General features: G+C 66.5%; 18 protein-coding genes, 1 tRNA gene and 1 pseudogene. 5 read left to right on the plus strand and 15 right to left on the minus strand.

What is annotated here, in order from left to right:
• Together SP6_RS04500 and SP6_RS04505 are read right to left on the minus strand one after the other, a co-directional pair.
• Complete coding sequence (locus SP6_RS04500; RefSeq protein ID WP_007404470.1) at positions 1-606, minus strand: DJ-1/PfpI family protein; 606 nt, start codon at positions 604-606, stop codon at positions 1-3.
• Positions 606-1448, minus strand: coding sequence for a PhzF family phenazine biosynthesis protein (locus tag SP6_RS04505; RefSeq protein ID WP_007404262.1), 843 nt, complete (start codon positions 1446-1448; stop codon positions 606-608). Before SP6_RS04505 ends, SP6_RS04500 begins: the two co-directional genes overlap by 1 nt.
• 106 nt (positions 1449-1554) lie before the next feature.
• Between SP6_RS04505 and SP6_RS04510 the strand changes: the two genes are divergently transcribed.
• The gene (locus tag SP6_RS04510; RefSeq protein WP_007404478.1) at positions 1555-2967 is read left to right on the plus strand and encodes an aminotransferase-like domain-containing protein; all 1413 of its coding nucleotides are present in this window, start codon (positions 1555-1557) and stop codon (positions 2965-2967) included.
• Here the strand turns inward: SP6_RS04510 and SP6_RS04515 are convergent.
• The gene (locus SP6_RS04515) at positions 2947-3864 is read right to left on the minus strand and encodes a LysR family transcriptional regulator (RefSeq protein ID WP_007404448.1); all 918 of its coding nucleotides are present in this window, start codon (positions 3862-3864) and stop codon (positions 2947-2949) included. The two genes, SP6_RS04510 and SP6_RS04515, sit on opposite strands and share 21 nt — an antisense overlap.
• Before the next feature lie 92 nt (positions 3865-3956).
• Between SP6_RS04515 and SP6_RS04520 the strand changes: the two genes are divergently transcribed.
• Together SP6_RS04520 and SP6_RS04525 are read left to right on the plus strand one after the other, a co-directional pair.
• A complete protein-coding gene (locus SP6_RS04520; RefSeq protein ID WP_007404325.1) occupies positions 3957-4991 on the plus strand; it encodes an aldo/keto reductase in 1035 nt (344 codons plus the stop codon).
• Between the two features lie 13 nt (positions 4992-5004).
• Positions 5005-6168: an MFS transporter gene (locus SP6_RS04525; RefSeq protein WP_007404315.1), complete on the plus strand. Its 1164-nt coding sequence runs from the start codon at positions 5005-5007 to the stop codon at positions 6166-6168.
• Here the strand turns inward: SP6_RS04525 and SP6_RS04530 are convergent.
• The 5 genes from SP6_RS04530 to SP6_RS04550 form a co-directional block, all read right to left on the minus strand.
• Positions 6138-7019, minus strand: coding sequence for a sigma-70 family RNA polymerase sigma factor (locus SP6_RS04530; protein ID WP_007404452.1), 882 nt, complete (start codon positions 7017-7019; stop codon positions 6138-6140). The genes SP6_RS04525 and SP6_RS04530 overlap by 31 nt on opposite strands.
• Positions 7012-7464, minus strand: coding sequence for a carboxymuconolactone decarboxylase family protein (locus SP6_RS04535; RefSeq protein ID WP_037568203.1), 453 nt, complete (start codon positions 7462-7464; stop codon positions 7012-7014). Before SP6_RS04535 ends, SP6_RS04530 begins: the two co-directional genes overlap by 8 nt.
• A gap of 88 nt (positions 7465-7552) precedes the next feature.
• Positions 7553-8101: a GNAT family N-acetyltransferase gene (locus SP6_RS04540; protein WP_007404401.1), complete on the minus strand. Its 549-nt coding sequence runs from the start codon at positions 8099-8101 to the stop codon at positions 7553-7555.
• A complete protein-coding gene (locus tag SP6_RS04545) occupies positions 8098-9015 on the minus strand; it encodes a bifunctional helix-turn-helix transcriptional regulator/GNAT family N-acetyltransferase (RefSeq protein WP_007404468.1) in 918 nt (305 codons plus the stop codon). The genes SP6_RS04540 and SP6_RS04545 overlap by 4 nt, the downstream gene beginning before the upstream one ends.
• 40 nt (positions 9016-9055) lie before the next feature.
• Positions 9056-9952, minus strand: a complete 897-nt coding sequence (locus SP6_RS04550) for an AraC family transcriptional regulator (protein WP_007404460.1) — start codon at positions 9950-9952, stop codon at positions 9056-9058.
• A gap of 150 nt (positions 9953-10102) precedes the next feature.
• Between SP6_RS04550 and SP6_RS04555 the strand changes: the two genes are divergently transcribed.
• The gene (locus SP6_RS04555; protein ID WP_037568204.1) at positions 10103-11119 is read left to right on the plus strand and encodes an aldo/keto reductase; all 1017 of its coding nucleotides are present in this window, start codon (positions 10103-10105) and stop codon (positions 11117-11119) included.
• A 72-nt stretch (positions 11120-11191) separates the two neighbouring features.
• Here SP6_RS04555 and SP6_RS04560 read toward each other — a convergent pair whose 3' ends face one another.
• The 6 genes and pseudogenes from SP6_RS04560 to SP6_RS04580 all read right to left on the minus strand — a co-directional run bounded on the left by SP6_RS04560 (position 11192) and on the right by SP6_RS04580 (position 15791).
• Positions 11192-11953, minus strand: coding sequence for a metallophosphoesterase family protein (locus SP6_RS04560; RefSeq protein WP_007404291.1), 762 nt, complete (start codon positions 11951-11953; stop codon positions 11192-11194).
• A gap of 356 nt (positions 11954-12309) precedes the next feature.
• Entirely contained in the window at positions 12310-13317 is a 1008-nt protein-coding gene (locus SP6_RS04565; protein WP_042468598.1) for an IS110 family RNA-guided transposase, read from the minus strand.
• Positions 13318-13408: 91 nt separating this feature from the next.
• A pseudogene (locus SP6_RS20255) lies at positions 13409-13537 on the minus strand (IS5/IS1182 family transposase); the annotation flags it as partial.
• Between the two features lie 430 nt (positions 13538-13967).
• Positions 13968-14044, minus strand: a tRNA-Pro gene (locus tag SP6_RS04575).
• A 255-nt stretch (positions 14045-14299) separates the two neighbouring features.
• Positions 14300-14470 (minus strand): (2Fe-2S)-binding protein, encoded by a 171-nt coding sequence (locus tag SP6_RS21435; protein WP_007404429.1) that lies wholly within the window; start codon positions 14468-14470, stop codon positions 14300-14302.
• A gap of 79 nt (positions 14471-14549) precedes the next feature.
• On the minus strand, positions 14550-15791 hold the full coding sequence (locus tag SP6_RS04580) for a DUF418 domain-containing protein (RefSeq protein ID WP_007404441.1): 1242 nt from the start codon (positions 15789-15791) through the stop codon (positions 14550-14552).
• Between the two features lie 80 nt (positions 15792-15871).
• On the opposite strand from SP6_RS04580, the gene nhaA reads away from it, so the two are divergent.
• Positions 15872-17278, plus strand: a complete 1407-nt coding sequence (gene nhaA / locus SP6_RS04585) for a Na+/H+ antiporter NhaA (RefSeq protein WP_007404432.1) — start codon at positions 15872-15874, stop codon at positions 17276-17278.
• Here nhaA and purL read toward each other — a convergent pair.
• A complete protein-coding gene (purL, locus tag SP6_RS04590; RefSeq protein WP_007404312.1) occupies positions 17275-19500 on the minus strand; it encodes a phosphoribosylformylglycinamidine synthase subunit PurL in 2226 nt (741 codons plus the stop codon). The genes nhaA and purL overlap by 4 nt on opposite strands.
• Between the last annotated feature and the right edge of the window lie 4 nt (positions 19501-19504).

A 19504-nucleotide genomic window follows, 5' to 3' on the forward strand; every position in this document is an offset into this window, starting at 1 on the left:
TCAGGCGAATGCCAACTCGCCCGCGACGATCGCCATGGCATGGTCGACGAAGCGCGTCTTCTCGCCGACCGGCGCGACGTAACGAAGTGTTTCGCGCGCCAGTTCGGGTTTCCCTCCGCGCGCGATCATCCACGCGGCGAGGTAGGGCGCCGCCAGACAACCGCCCGCCGTCGCGACATTGCCATGAGCGGCGAACGGTGCGTCGATGACCGTAACACCGGCCTCCACCACCCACGGCTTGGTGGTGAGGTCGGTGCAGGCTGGCAGATCGCCGATCAGGCCGAGCCTAGCCAACAACAGCGTCCCCGAACACTGCGCCGCGATCAATTGCCGCGTGGGATCGAGCCGAAGCCGGGCAAGCATCGCCGGATCGGCGGCGATCTCCCGCGTGCGGGCACCGCTGCCTATCAGCACCGCATCCGCCTCCTCAAGGAATTCGAGCGGCCGCTGGCGTTGGACCGTGACGCCGTTCATCGACGTCACCGTCTCCGTCGGTGCGGTGATGTGCGCGGCCGAGCCATGCGGGCGAAGCCGGTTGATGATCGCAGCGGCGACGAACGAATCCAGTTCGTTGAAGCCGTCGAAGGTCAGGACCGCGACCTGCATCACCCTTGCGTTCGTCCGGAGAACAGCGTCCGCGTCGCACCCGCGACCCAGACCTGGCCGGTCTCATCCTGCGAGACATGGATACGCCCGCTCCGGCCGAGGCGCGTCCCCTGCGCGGCGACATAGCTGCCGCTGGCCCGACCGCTGGCGAACAGCCACTGGCCAACGGACGCGTTGAGGCTGCCGGTCACCGGGTCTTCGATCAGCCCGCCATGCGCGCCGGTGAAGAGCGCGCGCAGTTCGAACGCCACCTCGCCACCGGGGGCGTGCGGGCCGACGATGCCGATGTCGATATGCTCGGGGTGGTACCGCGCCGGCTCGACCGCCAGCACCGCCTCGGCAGATTCCAGCATGACCGCGATCCAGCCGGGGCCATTATCCGCCCAGGCGGAATCGACAATCGCCGAGCGGTCGATCCGCAGCAACTCTGCGACCTGAGCGATCTCGGCTTCGGTCGGCGTGCCGCCGCGCAGCAACGGTGGGGCGGCAAAAGCAAGCTGGTCGCCATCGCGTCGGATCGTCACCAGCCCGACGCCGCATTCCTGCACGATCACGCCGTCCTGCTTCGACTGTCCGCCCGCTTCCGCCCACGCATGCGCACTGCCCAGGGTCGGATGCCCGGCGAAGGGCAGTTCGTGCGCCATGGTGAAGATGCGTACCCGATAGTCGGCAGACGGATCGGTCGGCGGCAGCAGGAAGGTCGTCTCCGAAAAATTCAGCCAGCTTGCGATCGCCTGCATCTCGTCCGTCGTCAGGCCATCGGCATCGGCGATGACGGCCAGCGGGTTGCCGGTCAGCGGATCGGTGCCGAATACGTCGACGAGGCGAAAGGGGCGGGTCACGGGCATCTCCTGTTGATGATGGCTGGTCCTATCGCGCGACAACTGGCGCTGACAGATACACATCGGTACGATCATGCCGAACTGTATTGGTGAGATTGGCAGTACGATGGCGAGCGCCCCCGACGAAACCCGCACCGGCATGGTGGTCCGCGCGATCCGCGACCGAATCGACGCCCGCACGCTGACGCCGGGCGCCCGGCTGCCGTCGATCCGCGCGATGGCCGAGACGAGCGGCGTCGCGCGCTCGACGGTGGTCGAGGCCTATGATCGCCTCGCGGCCGAGGGCATGATCCGGTCGCGACCGGGATCGGGATTTTATGTTGCCGCGCCCTTGGCCCCGCTGGCGCTGGATCGGCTGGCCAGCACGAAGGAGCGCGAGGTCGATCCGCTCTGGATGCTGCGCCAGTCACTGGGCGAGCGGCGGAACGAAATCATGCCGGGATGCGGCTGGCTGCCCGATGATTGGCTGGCGGGCGATGCCCTTCGCAAGGCGATGCGTGGGGCGGCGCGATCCGACGAGAACGGCACGCTGGCGGGCTATGCTTCCCCCTTGGGTTCGCCCCCGCTCAGGGCATTGCTGGCGAGGCGGATGGCGGATCAGGGGATCGAAGCCGGCTCCGACCAGATCCTGCTGACCGACAGCGGCACCCATGCGCTCGATCTGGTGTGCCGCTTCCTGCTTCAGCCGGGCGATACCGTGCTGGTCGACGACCCGTGCTATTTCAACTTCCTGGCGCTTCTACGGGCGCACCGCGCCAAGGTCGTGGGCGTGCCGATGACACCGACCGGTCCGGACGTCGCCATCTTCGCCGAGGCCGCCGCGACGCATCGGCCGCGCTTCTATCTCACGAACTCGGGCGTTCATAACCCGACCGGCGCGTCGCTCGCCGCCGCCACCGCGCACCGGCTGCTCAAGATCGCGGAGGCCCATGACATGGTCGTCGTCGAGGACGATATCTTCGCCGACTTCGAGCACACGCCGTCGCCACGACTGGCGGCCTTCGACGGCCTCGACCGGACGATCCGCATCGGCAGCTTCTCGAAATCGCTGTCGGCGGCGGTGCGCTGTGGCCATATCGCGGCGCGACCCGACTGGATCGACGGGCTGGCCGACCTGCGGATCGCGACGTCGATGGCGGGCAGTCCGCTCGCCGCTAACCTGCTGCACGCGGTGCTGACCGATGGCAGCTATCGGCGTCATGTCGACGGCGTTCGTACCCGGCTTGCCCGCGCGACCGCCCGTGTCGCGAAACGTCTCCGGGCCATTGGTATCGAGCCATGGACCAATCCGGCGGCGGGCATCTTCCTATGGGCGCGATTGCCCAATGGCGTCGATGCCGTTGCGCTTGCCCGGCGGGCGATCACGGAAGGTATCGTACTCGCACCGGGGCCGGTGTTCAGTCCCAACGGCGGCTGGCGCGATCACATGCGCTTCAACGTCGCGATGAGCGATGACGACCGGCTGTACGCCTTTCTGGAAAAGACCGTGTCGCGCCCGCTACTCGAACCGGCTGGCTAGGCGCTCGACCAGGAAGTCGACGAACACGCGAACCCGTGCAGGCGTGGTGGCGCCCCCGACGAAGACCGCGTGGATCAACTCGACGTCGCCTGGATTATAGTCCTCAAGCAACGGCACGAGCCGCCCGTCGGCGATCTCGGCCGCGACGCTGAAGCGGCCGACCCGGGTGATGCCGACCCCGGCGGCGGCGAGATGACCCAGCGTCTCGCCATTGTTGGCGACGATGCCGCCTTCGACACTAAGCGCGAAATCCTTCCCGTCGCGGCGGAAGGGCCAGATCGGTTCGGCGCGGCGAAAGTTGAAGTTGAGGCAGTTATGGGCGTGCAGGTCCTCCGGAACCCTGGGCGTGCCTGCCCGCGCCAGATAGTCGGGCGACGCCACGATCACCCGTCGCGCCTCGGACAATTTGCGGGCGGTGAGTCCGCTGTCGGCGAGCGGGCCGAAGCGGATCGCGACATCGACCTGACCCGCTGCGATATCGACCAGCGTGTCCGTCAGTGCGATGTCGATCAGGATGTGCGGATAAGCGCGCGCAAAATCGCCGAGCAGAGGCACGACGCACAACCGGCCATGCGCCAGCGCCGCGCTGATCCGCAGCCGTCCGCGCGGCGCGCCCTGATCGGCGATCTGCTGCTCGGCGTCGTCGAGATCGGCGAGGATGCGCCGCGCCGCAAGCAGATAGGCTTGCCCCTCGGCGGTCAGCGTCAACGCGCGGGTGGAGCGCAGCAGCAGCCGTACGCCCAGCCGCGCCTCGATCCGGTCGATCGCGCGCGCCACCGCCGAGGGCGTCAGCCCGAGCGTGCGACCGGCGGCGGAGAAGCTGCCTTCCTCCACCACGCTCGCGAACAAGGCAAGCGACCGGGCGCGATCGTCGTTGCCAGCTACCTTTGCGTCCAAGGCATAGATCCTTTGCACCGACGGACGGTTCCGCCACGCTGCTTCACCGTCCATCTATGCGCCTGACAATGACATTCGGGAAAGGAGGTGTCATGGAATATCGGCAATTGGGATCGTCCGGCCTGCGCGTTCCGGCCCTGTCGTTCGGCGCGGGCACGTTCGGCGGCAAGGGGCCGCTGTTCAGCGCCTGGGGCACAAGCGACGCCACCGAGGCGCGGCGGCTGGTCGACATCTGTCTCGACGCCGGAGTCACGCTGTTCGACACCGCCGACGTCTATTCGGATGGCGCCTCGGAACAGGTGCTGGGCGAAGCGATCAAGGGTCGTCGCGATGCCGTCTTGATCTCGACCAAGACCGGCCTGCCGATGGGCGACGGCCCGCAGGACTGGGGCGCGTCGCGGGCGCGGCTGATCGGCGCGGTCGAGGCGGCGCTGCAGCGGCTGGGCACCGACCGGATCGACCTGCTCCAGCTTCACGCCTTCGACGTCTCCACGCCGACCGAGGAGGTGATGGGCACGCTCGACCGGCTGATCGCCGACGGCAAGGTCCGCTATGCGGGCGTCTCCAACTATCCCGGCTGGCAGATCATGAAGGCGCAAGGCTTGGCCGATCGTCACGGCTGGCCGCGCCTCGTCGCGCATCAGGTCTATTATTCGCTGATCGGCCGGGCCTATGAATGGGACCTGATGCCGCTGGCAGCGGATCAGGGTGTCGGCGCGCTGGTCTGGAGCCCGCTCGGCTGGGGCCGGCTGACCGGCAAAATCGGGCGCGGACGGCCGATCCCGGCGGGCAGTCGCCTCCATGAGACGGCTCAGTTCGCGCCGCCGGTCGAGGACGAGCATCTCTACCGCGTCGTCGATGCGCTGGGGGCGGTGGCGGCGGAGACGAACAGGACCGTGCCGCAGGTCGCGATCAACTGGCTGCTGCGGCGGCCGACCGTGGCGTCGGTCATCATCGGCGCGCGCGATGAGGCCCAACTGCACGACAATCTCGGCGCGGTCGGCTGGGCGCTGACGGCCGAGCAGGTGTCGATGCTCGACACCGCGAGTGACGTACTCCCGCCTTATCCGTACACCCCCTACCGGCAGCAGGAGGGCTTTGCCCGCCTCGCGCCGCCGATGGTTTGAGGGAGCCAAGATCATGAAATTCAACCTCGGGCTGATCGCGCTGGCGGTCGGCGCCTTCGGCATCGGCGTGACCGAATTCGCGCCGATGGGCATGTTGCCGGTGATCGCCGCCGACCTACGGGTGTCGATACCCGCCGCCGGGCTGCTGGTCAGCGCCTATGCGATGGGCGTGCTGGTCGGTGCGCCGCTCATGACGCTCACCACCGGGCGGATCGACCGGCGGACACTGCTGATCGCTTTGATGGGCATCTTCACGCTCGGCAACGCGCTGTCGGCGGCGGCGGATGGATACTGGATGCTGATGGCAGCGCGAATCGTCACCTCTTTCAACCATGGCGCGTTCTTCGGCGTCGGATCCGTGGTCGCCGCCAGCCTCGTCCCGCCGGACAAGCGCGCGGGCGCGGTGGCGGCGATGTTCACCGGGCTGACCGTCGCCACCATCGGCGGCGTGCCGGCGGCGACTTGGGTCAGCGAGGCGGTTGGCTGGCGCTCCGCGTTCGCCGGGATCGCAGGCGTCGGCGCGATCGCGATGCTGTCGCTGCGCCTCGCGCTGCCGCCGCTGCCGGCTGCGGAGGGCGGCGACATGCGCGCCGAACTGCGCGTGCTGACGCGCGGACCGGTGGTGATGGCGCTGGCCCTGACCACGATCGGCTTTGGCGGCGTCTTTACCGTGTTCACCTATATCGTCCCGATCCTGCGGGATGTGACGCATGGTTCGACCGGCTATGTCACCGCGATGCTGATGCTGTTCGGGGTCGGCGCGACGATCGGCAATGGCGTCGGCGGGCGGCTGGCGGACCGTTCGGTCGACCGGGCGCTGATGACCATGCTGGCGATCATGGCGCTGACGCTGCTCGCCTTCACCGTGCTGATGCAATGGCCGATGACCGCTGCCATCACGATCCTCATCTGGGGCATCGCCAGCTTCGCGATCGTGCCGCCCCTGCAGATGCGGGTGATGGATGCGGCCTCGGACGCCCCGAACCTCGCCTCCGCGATGAACATCGGTGCCTTCAACCTTGGCAATGCGATCGGCGCGGCGCTGGGCGGCGGCGTGATCGGGGCCGGGCTGGGCTTGCCGGTCGTGTCGCTGGCCGGTGCGGCGATGGCGGCGGCGGCATTGATTATGCTGCTGGCATTCCGGCGTCAGCCACGTGCGAGGAGCTGTCCGGTCTGAAGAGCGGTTGCAACGTGGATGAGTTTGTCCGGATTGCGGACGATATAAATCGCCGTGATCCGGCCGTCGCGGATGTCGAGAGCGGTGGTCTGGAGCACGCCGCCACCCGTACGGCTGACATAGCCGGGCAGGCCGTCGATCGTGGCGAAGCGGATCAGTTCGGCAGGCTCGTTGGGATATTTGCGACGTAGCCCCATGAACAACCGCTGCGCCTTTGCCAGACCCCGGATGATGTTGTGGAATGCCAGAACGCGCCCGCCGCCATCGGAATGGATCGCAACGTCCTCCGCCAGCAGGTCCGACAGGGCACGCGCGTCGCCGTCCCGCGCCGCCGCGAAGAAGGCGCGAGTGATCCGCGCCGCTTCTTGCGCATCGACCGGATAGCGCGGCCGCGCCTCGGCGACATGCCGCCGGGCGCGGGAGGCGAGTTGCCGCACGGTGGCCGGCGCGCGGTCGAGCGTCCTGGCCACCTCGAGCAACGCGACGTCGAACACATCGTGGAGCAGGAAGGCGGCCCGTTCCAACGGCGACAGCCGCTCCATGGCCAGCATGAGGGTGACGGTCAGATCGTCGGCCACCTCGTCCGGATCGGTCGTGCCGAGCAGCGGCTCGGGCAACCATGTGCCGACATAGGTCTCCCGCCGCACCCGCGCCGACTTCAGGTGATCGAGGCAAAGCCGCGTGACGACCCGGGTCAGCCAGGCGGCGGGTGCCTCGACCTCTTCCACACGCGACCAGCGCAACCAGGCGTCCTGCACCAGATCCTCCGCTTCGGCGAGCGAGCCGGTCATGCGATAGGCCAGCCGGACGAGCCGCGGTCGCTCCGCCTCGAACAGCGCGGTGTCAGGCATCGTCCACCGGATGCGCCACCCGGAAAGCCACCTGGAGGCGGTTCCAGGTGTTGATCGCGCCGATTGCCATGGTCAGCCAAACCTGCTCCGTGTCGGAAAACGCCGCCTTCAGTGCATCATAGTCCTCATTGGGAGCCCCCGTTTCGGGTAGCAGCGTCAACGCCTCCGCCCAGCCGAGCGCGGCCCGCTCGCGATCCGAATAGAGCGTCGCTTCCCGCCACGCATTCAGCATGTACAGGCGCATCTCGCTTTCGCCGTGGCGGCGCAGGTCGGTCGCATGCATGTGCAGGCAGAAGGCGCAGCCGTTGATCTGCGACACGCGAAATTTCACCAGTTCGAGCAGATTGTGGTCGAGGCCGCTCCTTGTGAAGCTTTGTTCCAGCGCCATCATGGCCTTGATCGCTTCCGGGACCAGAGCGTGTGGGTTGACGATACGGGGTGTCATGATCGGTCTCCTTGGGTTCCGACACCATGACGAGACAGCAATGGCCACTGTGACATGCCAATCCCCAGTATCTTTGTTTGCCGTCACGCTATGCCATATTGCGCAACGGCTTCCACATCCGGGTCAACGGCACCACGACGCCATCGACGTGTGTATCGGCGCGCTCAATCGGCTCATAGCCGCTAGCGGTATAGAGCGGCACGCCGCCCGCCGTGCCCATCAGTTCGACGGCGGCGAACCCTTCCGCCCGTGCCGCCTGTTCGCAGTGGTCGAGGATCATCCGGCCGATACCGCGCCGGACATGGTCCGGGTGAGTGTACATGGCGCGGATGCGCGCGGCGTCCTTCGCCGGATCGAGCAGCGCCGGGTCCCGCAGGTCGGTGCTATGGTCGCCGCCATAGAGCGTCGCGCGCCGGCTCCATCCGCCGCAGCCGACCGGCACGCCATGGTCCTCGACGACGAAATAGGTGCCGTCGCGCACCAATTGCGTGTCGAGTCCCATCAGCGAGCGGCTGGCGACGATCTGTGCCGGGGTCAGCACCGCCGCCTGCCCGCGATCGATCGACAGCGTCATCAGGTCGCGCAGCGCCCCGAGGTCGGCTTCGGTCGCAAGGCGGATCGTCAGGCCGCCGGTCACGCCGCCAACTCCAACCGCCAAGTCTCACCCTGGAGCGGAACGCCGAACCGCTCATGCACCGCCGTCTCGACACACGCGAAACCATGCGCGGCATAGAGGCGGCGTGCGGACTCCAGAACGGTGTGGGTCCACAGCGTCAACGCGTGATAGCCTGTTTCCCTTGCGAAGGTAACGCAAGTGCCGACCAGCGCATCGCCGATGCCCCGGCGGCGGGCGAAGGGCTCAACATGCAGCAGCCGTAGCCGAGCGACGCCGTCGCCCTCATCAGTGACGAACACCGCGCCCGCCATCACCCCGTCGATCTCGGCGACCCAGCATTGCTCGCGCGCGGGGTCGAAGTCGCGAAGGAACGCTGCGGTGACCTCACTTTCGATCACCTCCAGCTCGCGACCCCAGCCATGGCTTTCGGCATAGAGGAGCGACTGGCACGCGGCGATCAGCGCGGGCTCGCCGGTGCGGAAAGGCCGGATCACGAACGGTCCACCCGATGTCGGATCGAGCAGCAGCCGCGCACGCGTCAGGGCTTCGACCAGATCGCGCCGCGCTTGTCCGTCCACCGTGCCGAGCAGATCGCCGACCGCATGGCTCTGGCGGTGGTCAATGATCGCGAAGGCTTCACGTCCCGCATCGGTCAGCCGCAGGTCGCGCGCACGGGCGTCGTCGTCGCGGCGCACCCGCAGGATCCAGCCGCGCTTCTTGAGGCGTGCGACCAAGCGGCTGAGATAGCCTGCGTCCATGCCGAGCGCGTCCTGCAACATGCTGGCGGTGACGGGCTCGCGCGTGGCGATCTCGAACAGCAAGCGCGCTTCGGGCAGGCTCGCCTCGGTACCCAGGAACCGCGCATCGAGGGCGCCGATCGTCTGGGTGTAGAACCGGTTGAACCGGCGGATGGCGGTGACATCTGCATCTTCCATATCCGCCAAGCTGAATCAACTTACTTGACGGAGTCAAGTATCAAGGTAGCGCAGGCTCTGGCACCAGTTGCGCTCTAAGGGCCGCCGCATCGCGACCCGGTGGCGCGCCAAACAGGCGGCGATAGTCGCGGCTGAACTGCGACAGGCTCTCATATCCGATCGCGAATCCGACCCGCGCTACGTCCTCGGCGGCGATCAGGCGGCGGCGCGCCTCCTGCAATCGCACCTGTTTTTGAAATTGCACCGGGGTCATCGTCGTCACCGCCTTGAAGTGCCGATGGAAGCCGGGAACGCTCATACCCGCCAAGGCCGCGAGGTCGGCTACGCGCAACGTCTCGGCATAATGGTTGCGGATGAACGCCGTGGTACGCCCGATCCGCGCGGCATGGGTGTCGACAAGACCCATCTGACGCAGCGCCGGCCCCAGCGTGCCGCCGAGCAGTCGCCACACGATCTCGCGTCGGATCAGCGGGACGAGGACCGCCTGGTCGGCCGGTCGGTCGAGCAGATCGAGCAGCCGCCTGAGAGGATCGCGCAACGCCGGATCATGATCACTGGTCGCCAGCGCGTGGAAGGCGGCGGCCGGACTCTGCAAGCTCGCCTGCTCAGCCACCAGTTCGGCCACGGTCACGGGCTCGATCGCCAGCGACAGAGCGAGATAGGGCTTTGCCGCGCTCGCCCGGACGATGCGTGACGTGACCGGCAGGTCGACCGAAGCGAGCAGGCATTGGCCTTCGGCATAATGATAGGGCGTCGGCCCGAGCATGGACATCTTCGCGCCCTGCACGACGAGGCAGAAGGACGGCCGATAGACCGAGCGGATGATGCCGGTCGGCTCCTCCGCGCGGGTGATGAGCAGGCCCGGGATCGGCGTTTCGCGACCATGGATGAACCAATGGCGCTCGATCAGTTGGGCAAGGTCGGACAGCGTCGTCATGCACCGCACATTAGCGTCGCCGAGCGCCAAATGCACCGGCGCACACTTCACTTTGATAGGATCGGGCAGGACATTGATCGGATCGGCGTCGCCGGCCGAACGTTCGCGGCGTATCTCGGGGCCATCCATCCCATCAGGAGAACCATCCCCATGCGTATGCGCCAACTCGGCCATAGCGGCCTGTTCGTGTCCGAACTCTGCCTCGGCACCATGACCTTCGGTGGCAGCGAGGGCATCTGGGGCCAGATCGGCCAGCTTCGCCAAGAGGAAGCCGATACGCTCGTGAAGACCGCGCTCGACGCCGGCATCAACTTCATCGACACCGCCAATGTCTATGCCGGCGGCGAGAGCGAGCGCATCCTCGGCCAATCGCTCAAGAACCTCGGCGTCGCGCGCGACGATGTCGTGATCGCGACCAAAGTGTTGGGCGTGATGGGCGATGGACCCAATGCGCGTGGCGCCTCGCGCGGCCACATCCTCAGCCAGTGCAAGCAGAGCCTCCAACGGCTGGGGCTCGACCATATCGACCTCTACCAGATCCATGGCTTCGATCCCGCGACGCCGATCGAGGAAACGCTGGAGGCGCTCGATACGCTCGTCCGCCACGGTCACGTCCGCTATCTCGGCCTGTCGAACTGGGCGGCGTGGCAGGTGGTGAAGGCGGTCGGCATCGCGCAAGCGCGTCGGCTCGCCCCAATCCTGTCCCTCCAGGCCTATTACACCTTGGTCGGCCGCGATCTGGAGCGCGAGATCCTACCGATGCTGCGGTCGGAAAAGATCGGGCTGATGGTGTGGAGTCCGCTCGCGGGCGGCTATCTGTCGGGCAAATATGATGGCGAGGGTCAGGCGGCGGACGGGCGGCGCGCTAGCTTCGACTTCCCGCCGGTCGACCGGACGCGCGGTTCGGTGGTGATCCCCGAGATGCGCCGCATCGCCGAGGCGAAGGGCTGCACCGTCGCGCAGGTCGCGCTTGCCTGGCTGCTCCACCAGCCGGTGGTTACGAGCGTGATCGTCGGGGCCAAGCGGGTCGATCAGCTCACCGACAATATCGCCGCGACCAATGTTTCCCTCGACGCGGACGACCTCGCCACGCTCGACGCGGTGACGAAGCTGCCAGCGGAATATCCCGGCTGGATGCTGGAGCGCCAGCGCGGCAATCGCGCCTGAATATCGCAGGTTCGGCGGGATGGATTTACGACTATCCCGCCACGCCGACCTTTCGTCCGCGGGGACAGAAGATCACCCGGGCGGGATACGGCCCGTCCGGGCGGCATAGGCAAAGGCCGGAAAGCCGAAGGCCTCCGCTTGGCGGGCGGCGATCTCATAGTCATAGGGCACGCCGTGCAGTTGGGCCACCCATCCAGCGTTGCGACGTTCGACAATGGCATAGCGCGCCAGCGGGCTGCCCGCCTCCATGACATGCGGGGTCGCGCCCCGGTCCCGATAGCACGGCATCCCGACACTGCCGGGGTTGACGATCAACACGCCATCGACCGCTACCATGCGGGGCGTGTGCGTATGCCCGCACAGCACCAGACTGGCTGACCCAATCCCCCTCAAACGCGGCCGGATGGCAACGTCGGCATCCAGCATGGCGCGGCCGGAGGCCACGTCTTCGAGGAGATACTCCAGATCCCCTCCCGCCGGGCTGCCATGGCAGGCGAAGACGTCGCCGTCGCAAAGAGTGAGCGTTGCGGGCAGACCGTCGATCCATGCCCAATGCTCCTGCGTGAGGAGCGGCCGCGCCAGAACGTCGAACGCCCCGTCACTGCCGTCCTGCAACTGCCGCTCGTGGTTCCCCGCGATGGTGTGATAGCCGGAACGCATCTGAAGTTCGGCGCTTCCCGCAGGATCGAACGGGCCGGACACGAGGTCGCCCAGATTAATGACGAAATCTGGCCCGGTGGCGGTCATCGCATCGCGGACGGCTTCCAGCGCGGCCAGATTTCCATGTGCGTCGGCAATGACCCCGATCTTCAATGCTTCCTCCTCGGCGGACACGCGGGGCGTCCGGGCTGAGCATGGCAGGCACTCCTTCGAAACGCCATGCATAGCAGCGACCCACACGCTGCCAGTCCGCTGGATTGACGCCCCCCCAATTAGGGTCAGGATCTGTAATTTGTAGTCGCCCGGCGGTTGTCCCTTGAGGGTCTCAAGGATCTGTCCGCACTCGCCGATCCGAGGATCGGTGGTGCTGTATCGGGTCTCACAAGGCCGGACGTTGCATTGACTCGAAGCGGGCTCGGGAGCCCATCTGATAACCTTCGCAGATCGTCCGTCCCTGCGTTCCCTCGCGGGACACCGCCATCGGGTCAGCTGGAGAGCATCACCGCTGGCGAACGGGAGCTTATCGCATTTCAGGCCTCGAACAAGGTGCCGTCGCGGAGCATGGCGTGCATGATGACGGCGAGGCGGCGGGCGAGCGCGACCCGAGCTTTCTTGAGGCCGCGCCGCTTCGCGATCTTCAGCGCCCAGGTCTTCAGCGCGAAGGTCTGCCGCGTGCGCGTCAGGATTGAGTTTGCCGCCTCGTAGAGGAGCTTGCGGACGGTGCCGTCGCCCTGCTTGGTGATCCGGCCCGTCCAGTCGAGCTCGCCGGACTGGTGCCGACGTGGGACGAGGCCAAAGTAGGCGCCGGCTGTCCGCGACCGCTTGAACCGACCCGCTTCATCGACGGCAGCGGCGAACGCAGCCGAGGTCTGCACACCGACGCCCGGAATGCTCATCAGCGCCTGACAGGCTGGAGAGGCGATGCTGATCGCCTTGAGCTCGCGATCCATCCGACGGATCTCATCGACCAGGCCGGTTCGCGCCCGAAGCAGCGAAGCCACTGTCTCGCCGAGCCCCGGGACAGCGATGGCGGCCTGCACCCGTGCGAGAAACCGCTCGCCCTGGCCAGCTCCCGGTCTGATCCCGAAGGTAGCGCATAAGCCGCGGATGGTATTGTCGAGCCGGACGCGCGCCTCGACCAGGTGCGCGCGGGCGGTGATCACCGAGCGTACACCGTGCGAGGTCGGAGACTTGACGTGCACCTCCTTGTAAAAGCCGGTCCGGGCCAACTGCGCGAGCCCCGCTGCGTCATGTGGATCGGTCTTGTTCGCCTTCATGGCCTTGAGGCTCTGGTGCGCCTGTCGTGCATCGATGCAGACGATCGCGACGCCCAGCTCGTGCAGGCCCCGCGCGATCCACGGTGTCATCCGGCCGGTCTCGATCACCACGCGTTCCACTGGGCCATGGCGTTCCAGCAGCGCGCTGATCGCCTCGGGCGTGCTGTCCACGCATTGCGCCGCGACCTTGCACCCGTCGGCGTCGACGACGCAGACGTGCGATGTTTCCATCGACAAGTCGATTCCGGCATAGTGCTTCATGGCTGTTTCCTTCCTTCAGGTCCGACAACCAGAAGGTGCGCCACTCAGCCGGCCCGGGGAAGCAGCCACAAATTACACGATGACTCGTTGATCACAGCCAGAAGATGCAGGTTGCGGCAAGGGGGACAGCGGAGAAGACGGCTGGGCAGCGATCGTAGCGGGTTGCGACGCGTCGCCCGTCTTTGAGGCGGCCGAATAAGATCTCGATGCGGCTGGGGCGCCGGCAGCGGCTCTTTTTCATGTGACCACTATCCTGGAGACGATCAAGGTTCGCTACGCCTGGGTCATGGCCGCGGGCTGGCCTGAGAAACGGAAGCCACTGGCGGACACGATCTTATCGACTAGTCGGTGGAAGCCGTGGACTGCCCCAGGGTTCGGCAGCCGGTTCAACGACGCGAAGCTGGCGAGCGAGGTCGAGCGTAACTTCCACGATCTCCGCGGCACGTGTGCGACACACTGCAAGACGGCCGGGCTTACCGACTAGCAGATCACCGACATCCTCGGATGGCGCTCCGAAGAGGTCGCGGTGATTTGTGCGAAATACGTCGATCAAGCGCGTGTCGCGGTAGGATTGGGGAGGCGTATCGCGGCGACAAAAATCGAAGGTGTAAACCGGGCGTAAACCGCCCAACCGCCATGTCATTGATTTGTGGTCGGGGAGACAGGATTCGAACCTGCGACATCCTGCTCCCAAAGCAGGCGCGCTACCAGACTGCGCCACTCCCCGACGGGTTGTTGCCCTTAGGAGAAGCCCGCATTCCGATGCAAGCGCTAAGTTTCGGCGCGGCAGAAATCGGCAACGAGCGCTAGGGAATTTGCTTGGCAGTCCCGGAATAGTCCCGGAGCCATCAAGAGCCGGTATTCATGGCCTGTTCGCCCGCGAGGGGGGCAACGCTTTACACTAATCCCCCACAACATGATGGAGGTTAGCATGACGCGCGCCAATCAAGCGCAAAGGCCGACCGCGCCCAACTATGAGCCCTCAGGCGGCGGTGCGTTCTTCGTCGATGATGGCACGGGCCAGAATGGCGCATTGGCCGCATTTGGGTTGGCGACCGAGGGCTCGGTACATTTGGCAGGGGGTGACCGATCCGGCGCGGGCGGCTTCACGAACCTGGCATTCCCGGATGGCATTGCAGACGCAGACGACCAAGACGCTCTCCTCAGCAGCGCCCTTGAATTACCGCTAATGAGAGTGGATCGCAAGCCTATTGCAAGGCACTCGCAGATTATTATCGGGTATTTCCTACACGCCCTCGCGCGGCAAGCCGCCACAGCCGTTCGAGCGGGCCTTGGCCAAAGCGATCGAGCCAGGGCTTGGACCAGAAAAGCATCAAGGCCCAGGCGAGGGGGACGAGCCAATAGATGTTCGCCCGGTCCCAGCGCGCGAACTGGCCCAGACCATGGCCGTAAAAGACGAACGTCATCATCACACTCGTCCCGATATAGTTGGTGAAGGCAGTACGCCCGGCCGCCGCGATTCGTGTCGTCCACCATCCGCCGGGGCGGAGCATCAGCAGGATGAGTGCTGTATAGCCGACAGTGCCGATCAGACGGACCGGCGCCTGGAGGAACAATTGGGTCAGGGCGACGGCTCGCACGTCATAGCCGCTCGCCATGACGAAGGCGGTCATGGCGGCGTAGGCGGGGATCGAGACGCCGAGGCCGAGAATGGCGCAGCGCCGATAGGCCGTGCGGGGCCATTGGCCGGTCAGGAAGCCCGAACGCAGCGCGGCCATGCCCAAAAGCATGGCGCTCAGCGTTTCCGGTCCGATGCTGATCAGGTCGAACAAGGGATTGCCGTTATTCGCCAGGCGAAAGCGGGTAGCGTCGGCCCATGATCCACGCATGGCGGTGATCTCCGGCTTCAACGCCGCGCCCCCCGGTGTGCCGAACGCGGCCTGATAGGCATCCCATAATGCCACGGCCTGCGGCGTATCATGCGCCGAGGCGGCGAAGAGGCCGATACATTCCAAGGCTCCCAGTGCCATCGACAATCCGACCATTGCAACGGCGATGACGAGCAATGGTCGCGGCGACATGCCGACAAAGCCCAGCGCGATCACCCCGACGAGCGCGTAATGCGCCAGGATATCGCCGGTCCAGATGAAGCTGAGATGGATCAGGCCCAGCACGAACAGCACGGCCATCCGACGGAGGTGCAGCGCGGCACCATTCTCGCCGGCTTCATCGGCGCGTTGCAGGATCAGCAGCATGGAGGCGCCGAACAGCAGGGAGAACAGCCCCCGCATCCGGCCGTTGATGAAGGTCTCGGTGAAGACCCAGAGGGCGATATCGATCGGGCGATCCCCGCCCCAGGCGATCGGATTGGAATAGGCCGGATCGGGCAGAGCGAAGCCGGGCATGTTGGCGAGCAGGATCGCCATCACCGCCACGCCACGCAATGCGTCGAGGGTCAGCAATCGCCCGCGATCGATCAAGGCGGCCGGCGGGGAGGGGGAAGGGTCGATCAATATGGGCTCCAGACGATCATGCGACTTACCGCTGCCGGCTTGCGATGCAACCGGGGGCCGGCGCGAAGCATTGCCCTGGCATGGGATTATCGCCTCGCCTGACGGGCCGAGTTACCGCGCGGGCGCATCATTCGCCCGCCGCCTCGGCATTTCTGCAAAAGATCGAGCCTTTCTTTGCCGGCAGCGAGGTCACCGGCGGTCCGCTGCTCATCGCGACGATCCTCGCATTGGTACTGACCAACAGCCCATGGTCCGGCGGGTTCGAGGGCTTTTGGGATACGCCGTTGACCATTGGCTTCGGGGCGCGGGAGGTATCGCACAAGCTGGCGGAGTGGATCGACCATGCGCTGTTGCCGCTCTTCTTCGTGATCGTCGGCGCCGATGTGAAGCGGGAGCTGGTATTGGGGCCGCTGGCACGCTGGCGAACGGCGGCCTTCCCGCTGGCCGGTGCGGTGGGCGGCATGGCGGTGCCGGTGGGGCTGTATCTGGCGGCGGCGGGGGGCACGGCGGCGGCACCGGGATGGGGGAGCGTCATCACCACCGATACCGCCTTTGGCCTGGCATTGATCGCGCTATTTGCCACACGTTTGCCTGCCGGATTGCGCGCGCTGATGCTGGCCTTCGCGGCGGTCGACGATGTCGGCGGCCTTCTCGTCATCGCCTTTGCCTATAGCGATGCGATCGATCCCTGGGGGTTGGTGACGGCCGGCGTGGCGCTCGGTGCGATCGCCGGGCTGCGGCGGCTCGGCTGGATCTCGACGGTGCCCTATGTGCTGCTGGCGCTGGTCGTATGGGGTGGCGTGCTCGAGTCGGGCATTCATGCGACCATCGCCGGGGTAATGATCGGGCTGACCGTACCGGTGGCGCCCCGGCTCGATCAGGCGCGCTTCGCCGAGCGGGTGCAGCGGCGCGTCGACGAGTTTCAGCATGCGCATGGCGCGGCTGAAGAAACGGATGACCAGGAGGAGGAAATGCGGCTGCGCGAGCGCGCGGAGGACCGACTGGGCTATCTTCATGAAATGGCATCGGCGACGCGCGAGGCGAGCAGCCGGCTGATCGAACTGTTGACGCCTTGGGTCAATTATGTGGTCCTGCCGCTGTTTGCCTTGTCCAATGTCCGCATCCACTTCTCTGCCGATCTGATCGGGATGGTCGGCAGCCCGCTGGTGCTGGGCGTCGTGGCGGGGCTGGTGGTTGGCAAGCCGCTCGGGTTTCTGGGCTTTACATGGCTGGCCAGTATCTTGGGTGTCGCCCAGCGGCCCGATCAGGTGACGTGGCGGATGGTGATTGGCGTCGGCGCACTGGCCGGGATCGGCTTCACCATCTCGCTGTTCATCGCGGGGCTCGCCTTCGGTGATGGCGAGATGCGCGAGGCGGCGTCGCTGGGCGTGCTGATCGCCTCGCTGCTGGCCGCCGGGATCGGCTATGCGATCCTGTCGTCCTGTGCGGAGCCCCGGCCCAAGGCCGAGGCTCCGACCGAGGGTTAGGCGAGCGCCGCGTCGGCGCCCATCAGCGTGGGGAAGAAGCCCTCATGCGCGCGGCGCAGATCGTCGAGCGCCACGACAAAGTCGCCATCCTGGCGTTCGAAGATCAGGCGCGTACCCGCCGTGCGGCCGATCCGTTCGACCTCGACGCCCGCCTGATGCGCATTGGCGAGGAAGTCGATCAGCGCGGTGTCCTCGACCGTTGCGACATACAGGCCTTGATCCTCGGCAAAGAGCTGACGGCAAGCCTCGCCCGTCTCCGGGAATTGGATCAGCGCTCCGATATTGCCGGCCAGCGCCATCTCGGCGACGGTTACCGCGATGCCGCCGTCCGACACGTCATGCACGGCGGTCAGATGCCCCGCGGTGATCGCCTCACGCACCAGGTCGCCGGTGCGGCGCTCGGCATCGAGATCGATCGAGGGGGGCGGACCAGCATCCCGGCCTTCGATGCCGTGCACCTCGCGCAACCAAACCGACTGGCCGATCTCGCCCTTGGGGCTACCGATTAGGACGATGACGTCGCCGGTACCCTTGAAGGCGATGGTTGCCGACTTGGACCAGTCGGCCATCAGGCCGACGCCGCCGATCGCCGGGGTCGGCAGAATCGCCGAGCCGCCGCCGGTCGCTTTCGATTCATTGTAGAGCGAGACGTTGCCCGAGACGATCGGATAGTCGAGCGCACGGCACGCCTGGCTCATACCCTCCAGACAGCCGACAATCTGGCCCATGATCTCGGGCCGCTGCGGATTGGCAAAATTGAGGCAGTTGGTGATGGCGAGCGGCTTGGCGCCGACCGCCGTGATGTTGCGCCACGTCTCGACCACCGCCTGCATGCCGCCGGTGACCGGATCGGCATAGCAATAGCGGGGCGTGCAGTCAGTGCTCATCGCGAGCCCCTTCTGCGTACCATGGACGCGGACCACGGCGGCATCGCCACCGGGGCGCTGCACCGTGTCACCGCCGACCATGTGGTCGTACTGCTCCCAGATCCACCGGCGCGAGGCGATGTCGGGCGAGCCCATCAGCTTCAGCAGGTCCGCCGCCGGATCCTGGCAACCAGGCGAAGTGATCACGGCTGGGACTTCGGTCGGGACATGCGGACGGTCATAGAGCGGTGCGTCGTCGGCCAGCGGCGCGAGCGGGATGTCGCACACCACCTCTCCCTTGTGGCGCAGGACCATGCGGCCCGTCTCGGTGACGTGGCCGATGACCGCGAAGTCCAGCTCCCACTTGCGGAAGATGGCTTCGGCAAAGTCCTCGCGGCCGGGCTTCAGCACCATGAGCATGCGCTCCTGGCTCTCCGACAGCATCATCTCATAGGCGGTCATACCCTCTTCGCGCTGGGGCACGTCGTCCATGATGAGCTCGATGCCGACGCCGCCCTTGGACGCCATCTCGACCGACGAGGAGGTCAGGCCCGCTGCGCCCATGTCCTGGATCGCGACGATCGCGTCCGAGGCCATGAGTTCGAGGCACGCCTCGATCAGCAGCTTCTCGGTGAAGGGGTCGCCGACCTGCACGGTCGGGCGCTTGGCGTCCGCATCCTCGCCGAAATCGGCAGAGGCCATGGTCGCGCCGTGGATGCCGTCGCGGCCGGTCTTGGAGCCGACATAGACGATCGGATTGCCGACACCGCTCGCGGCGGAATAGAAGATCTTGTCCTGATCGGCGACGCCGACCGTCATCGCGTTGACCAGGATGTTGCCATCATAGGCCGGGTGGAAATTCACCTCGCCGCCGACCGTCGGCACTCCGACGCAATTGCCATAACCGCCGATGCCATGCACCACGCCGGAGATCAGATGGCGCATCTTGGGATGATCTGGCCGCCCGAAGCGCAGCGCGTTCAGGTTCGCGACCGGGCGCGCGCCCATGGTGAACACGTCGCGCAGGATGCCGCCGACGCCCGTCGCCGCACCCTGATAGGGCTCGATATAGGACGGGTGGTTATGGCTCTCCATCTTGAAGATGGCGGCCTGGCCGTCGCCGATGTCGATCACGCCCGCATTCTCGCCGGGGCCGCAGATCACCTGAGGGCCTTCGGTAGGCAGCTTCTTCAGGTGGATGCGGCTGGACTTATAGCTGCAATGCTCGGACCACATCACCGAAAAGATGCCGAGCTCCACGAGATTGGGCTCGCGGCCCAGCGCGGTGAGGACGCGCTGATATTCTTCTTCGGACAAGCCGTGGTCGGCGACGATCTGGGGCGTGATCTCGGTCATGGCC

This window comes from Sphingomonas paucimobilis NBRC 13935, assembly GCF_000739895.2.
Lineage (GTDB): Bacteria > Pseudomonadota > Alphaproteobacteria > Sphingomonadales > Sphingomonadaceae > Sphingomonas > Sphingomonas paucimobilis.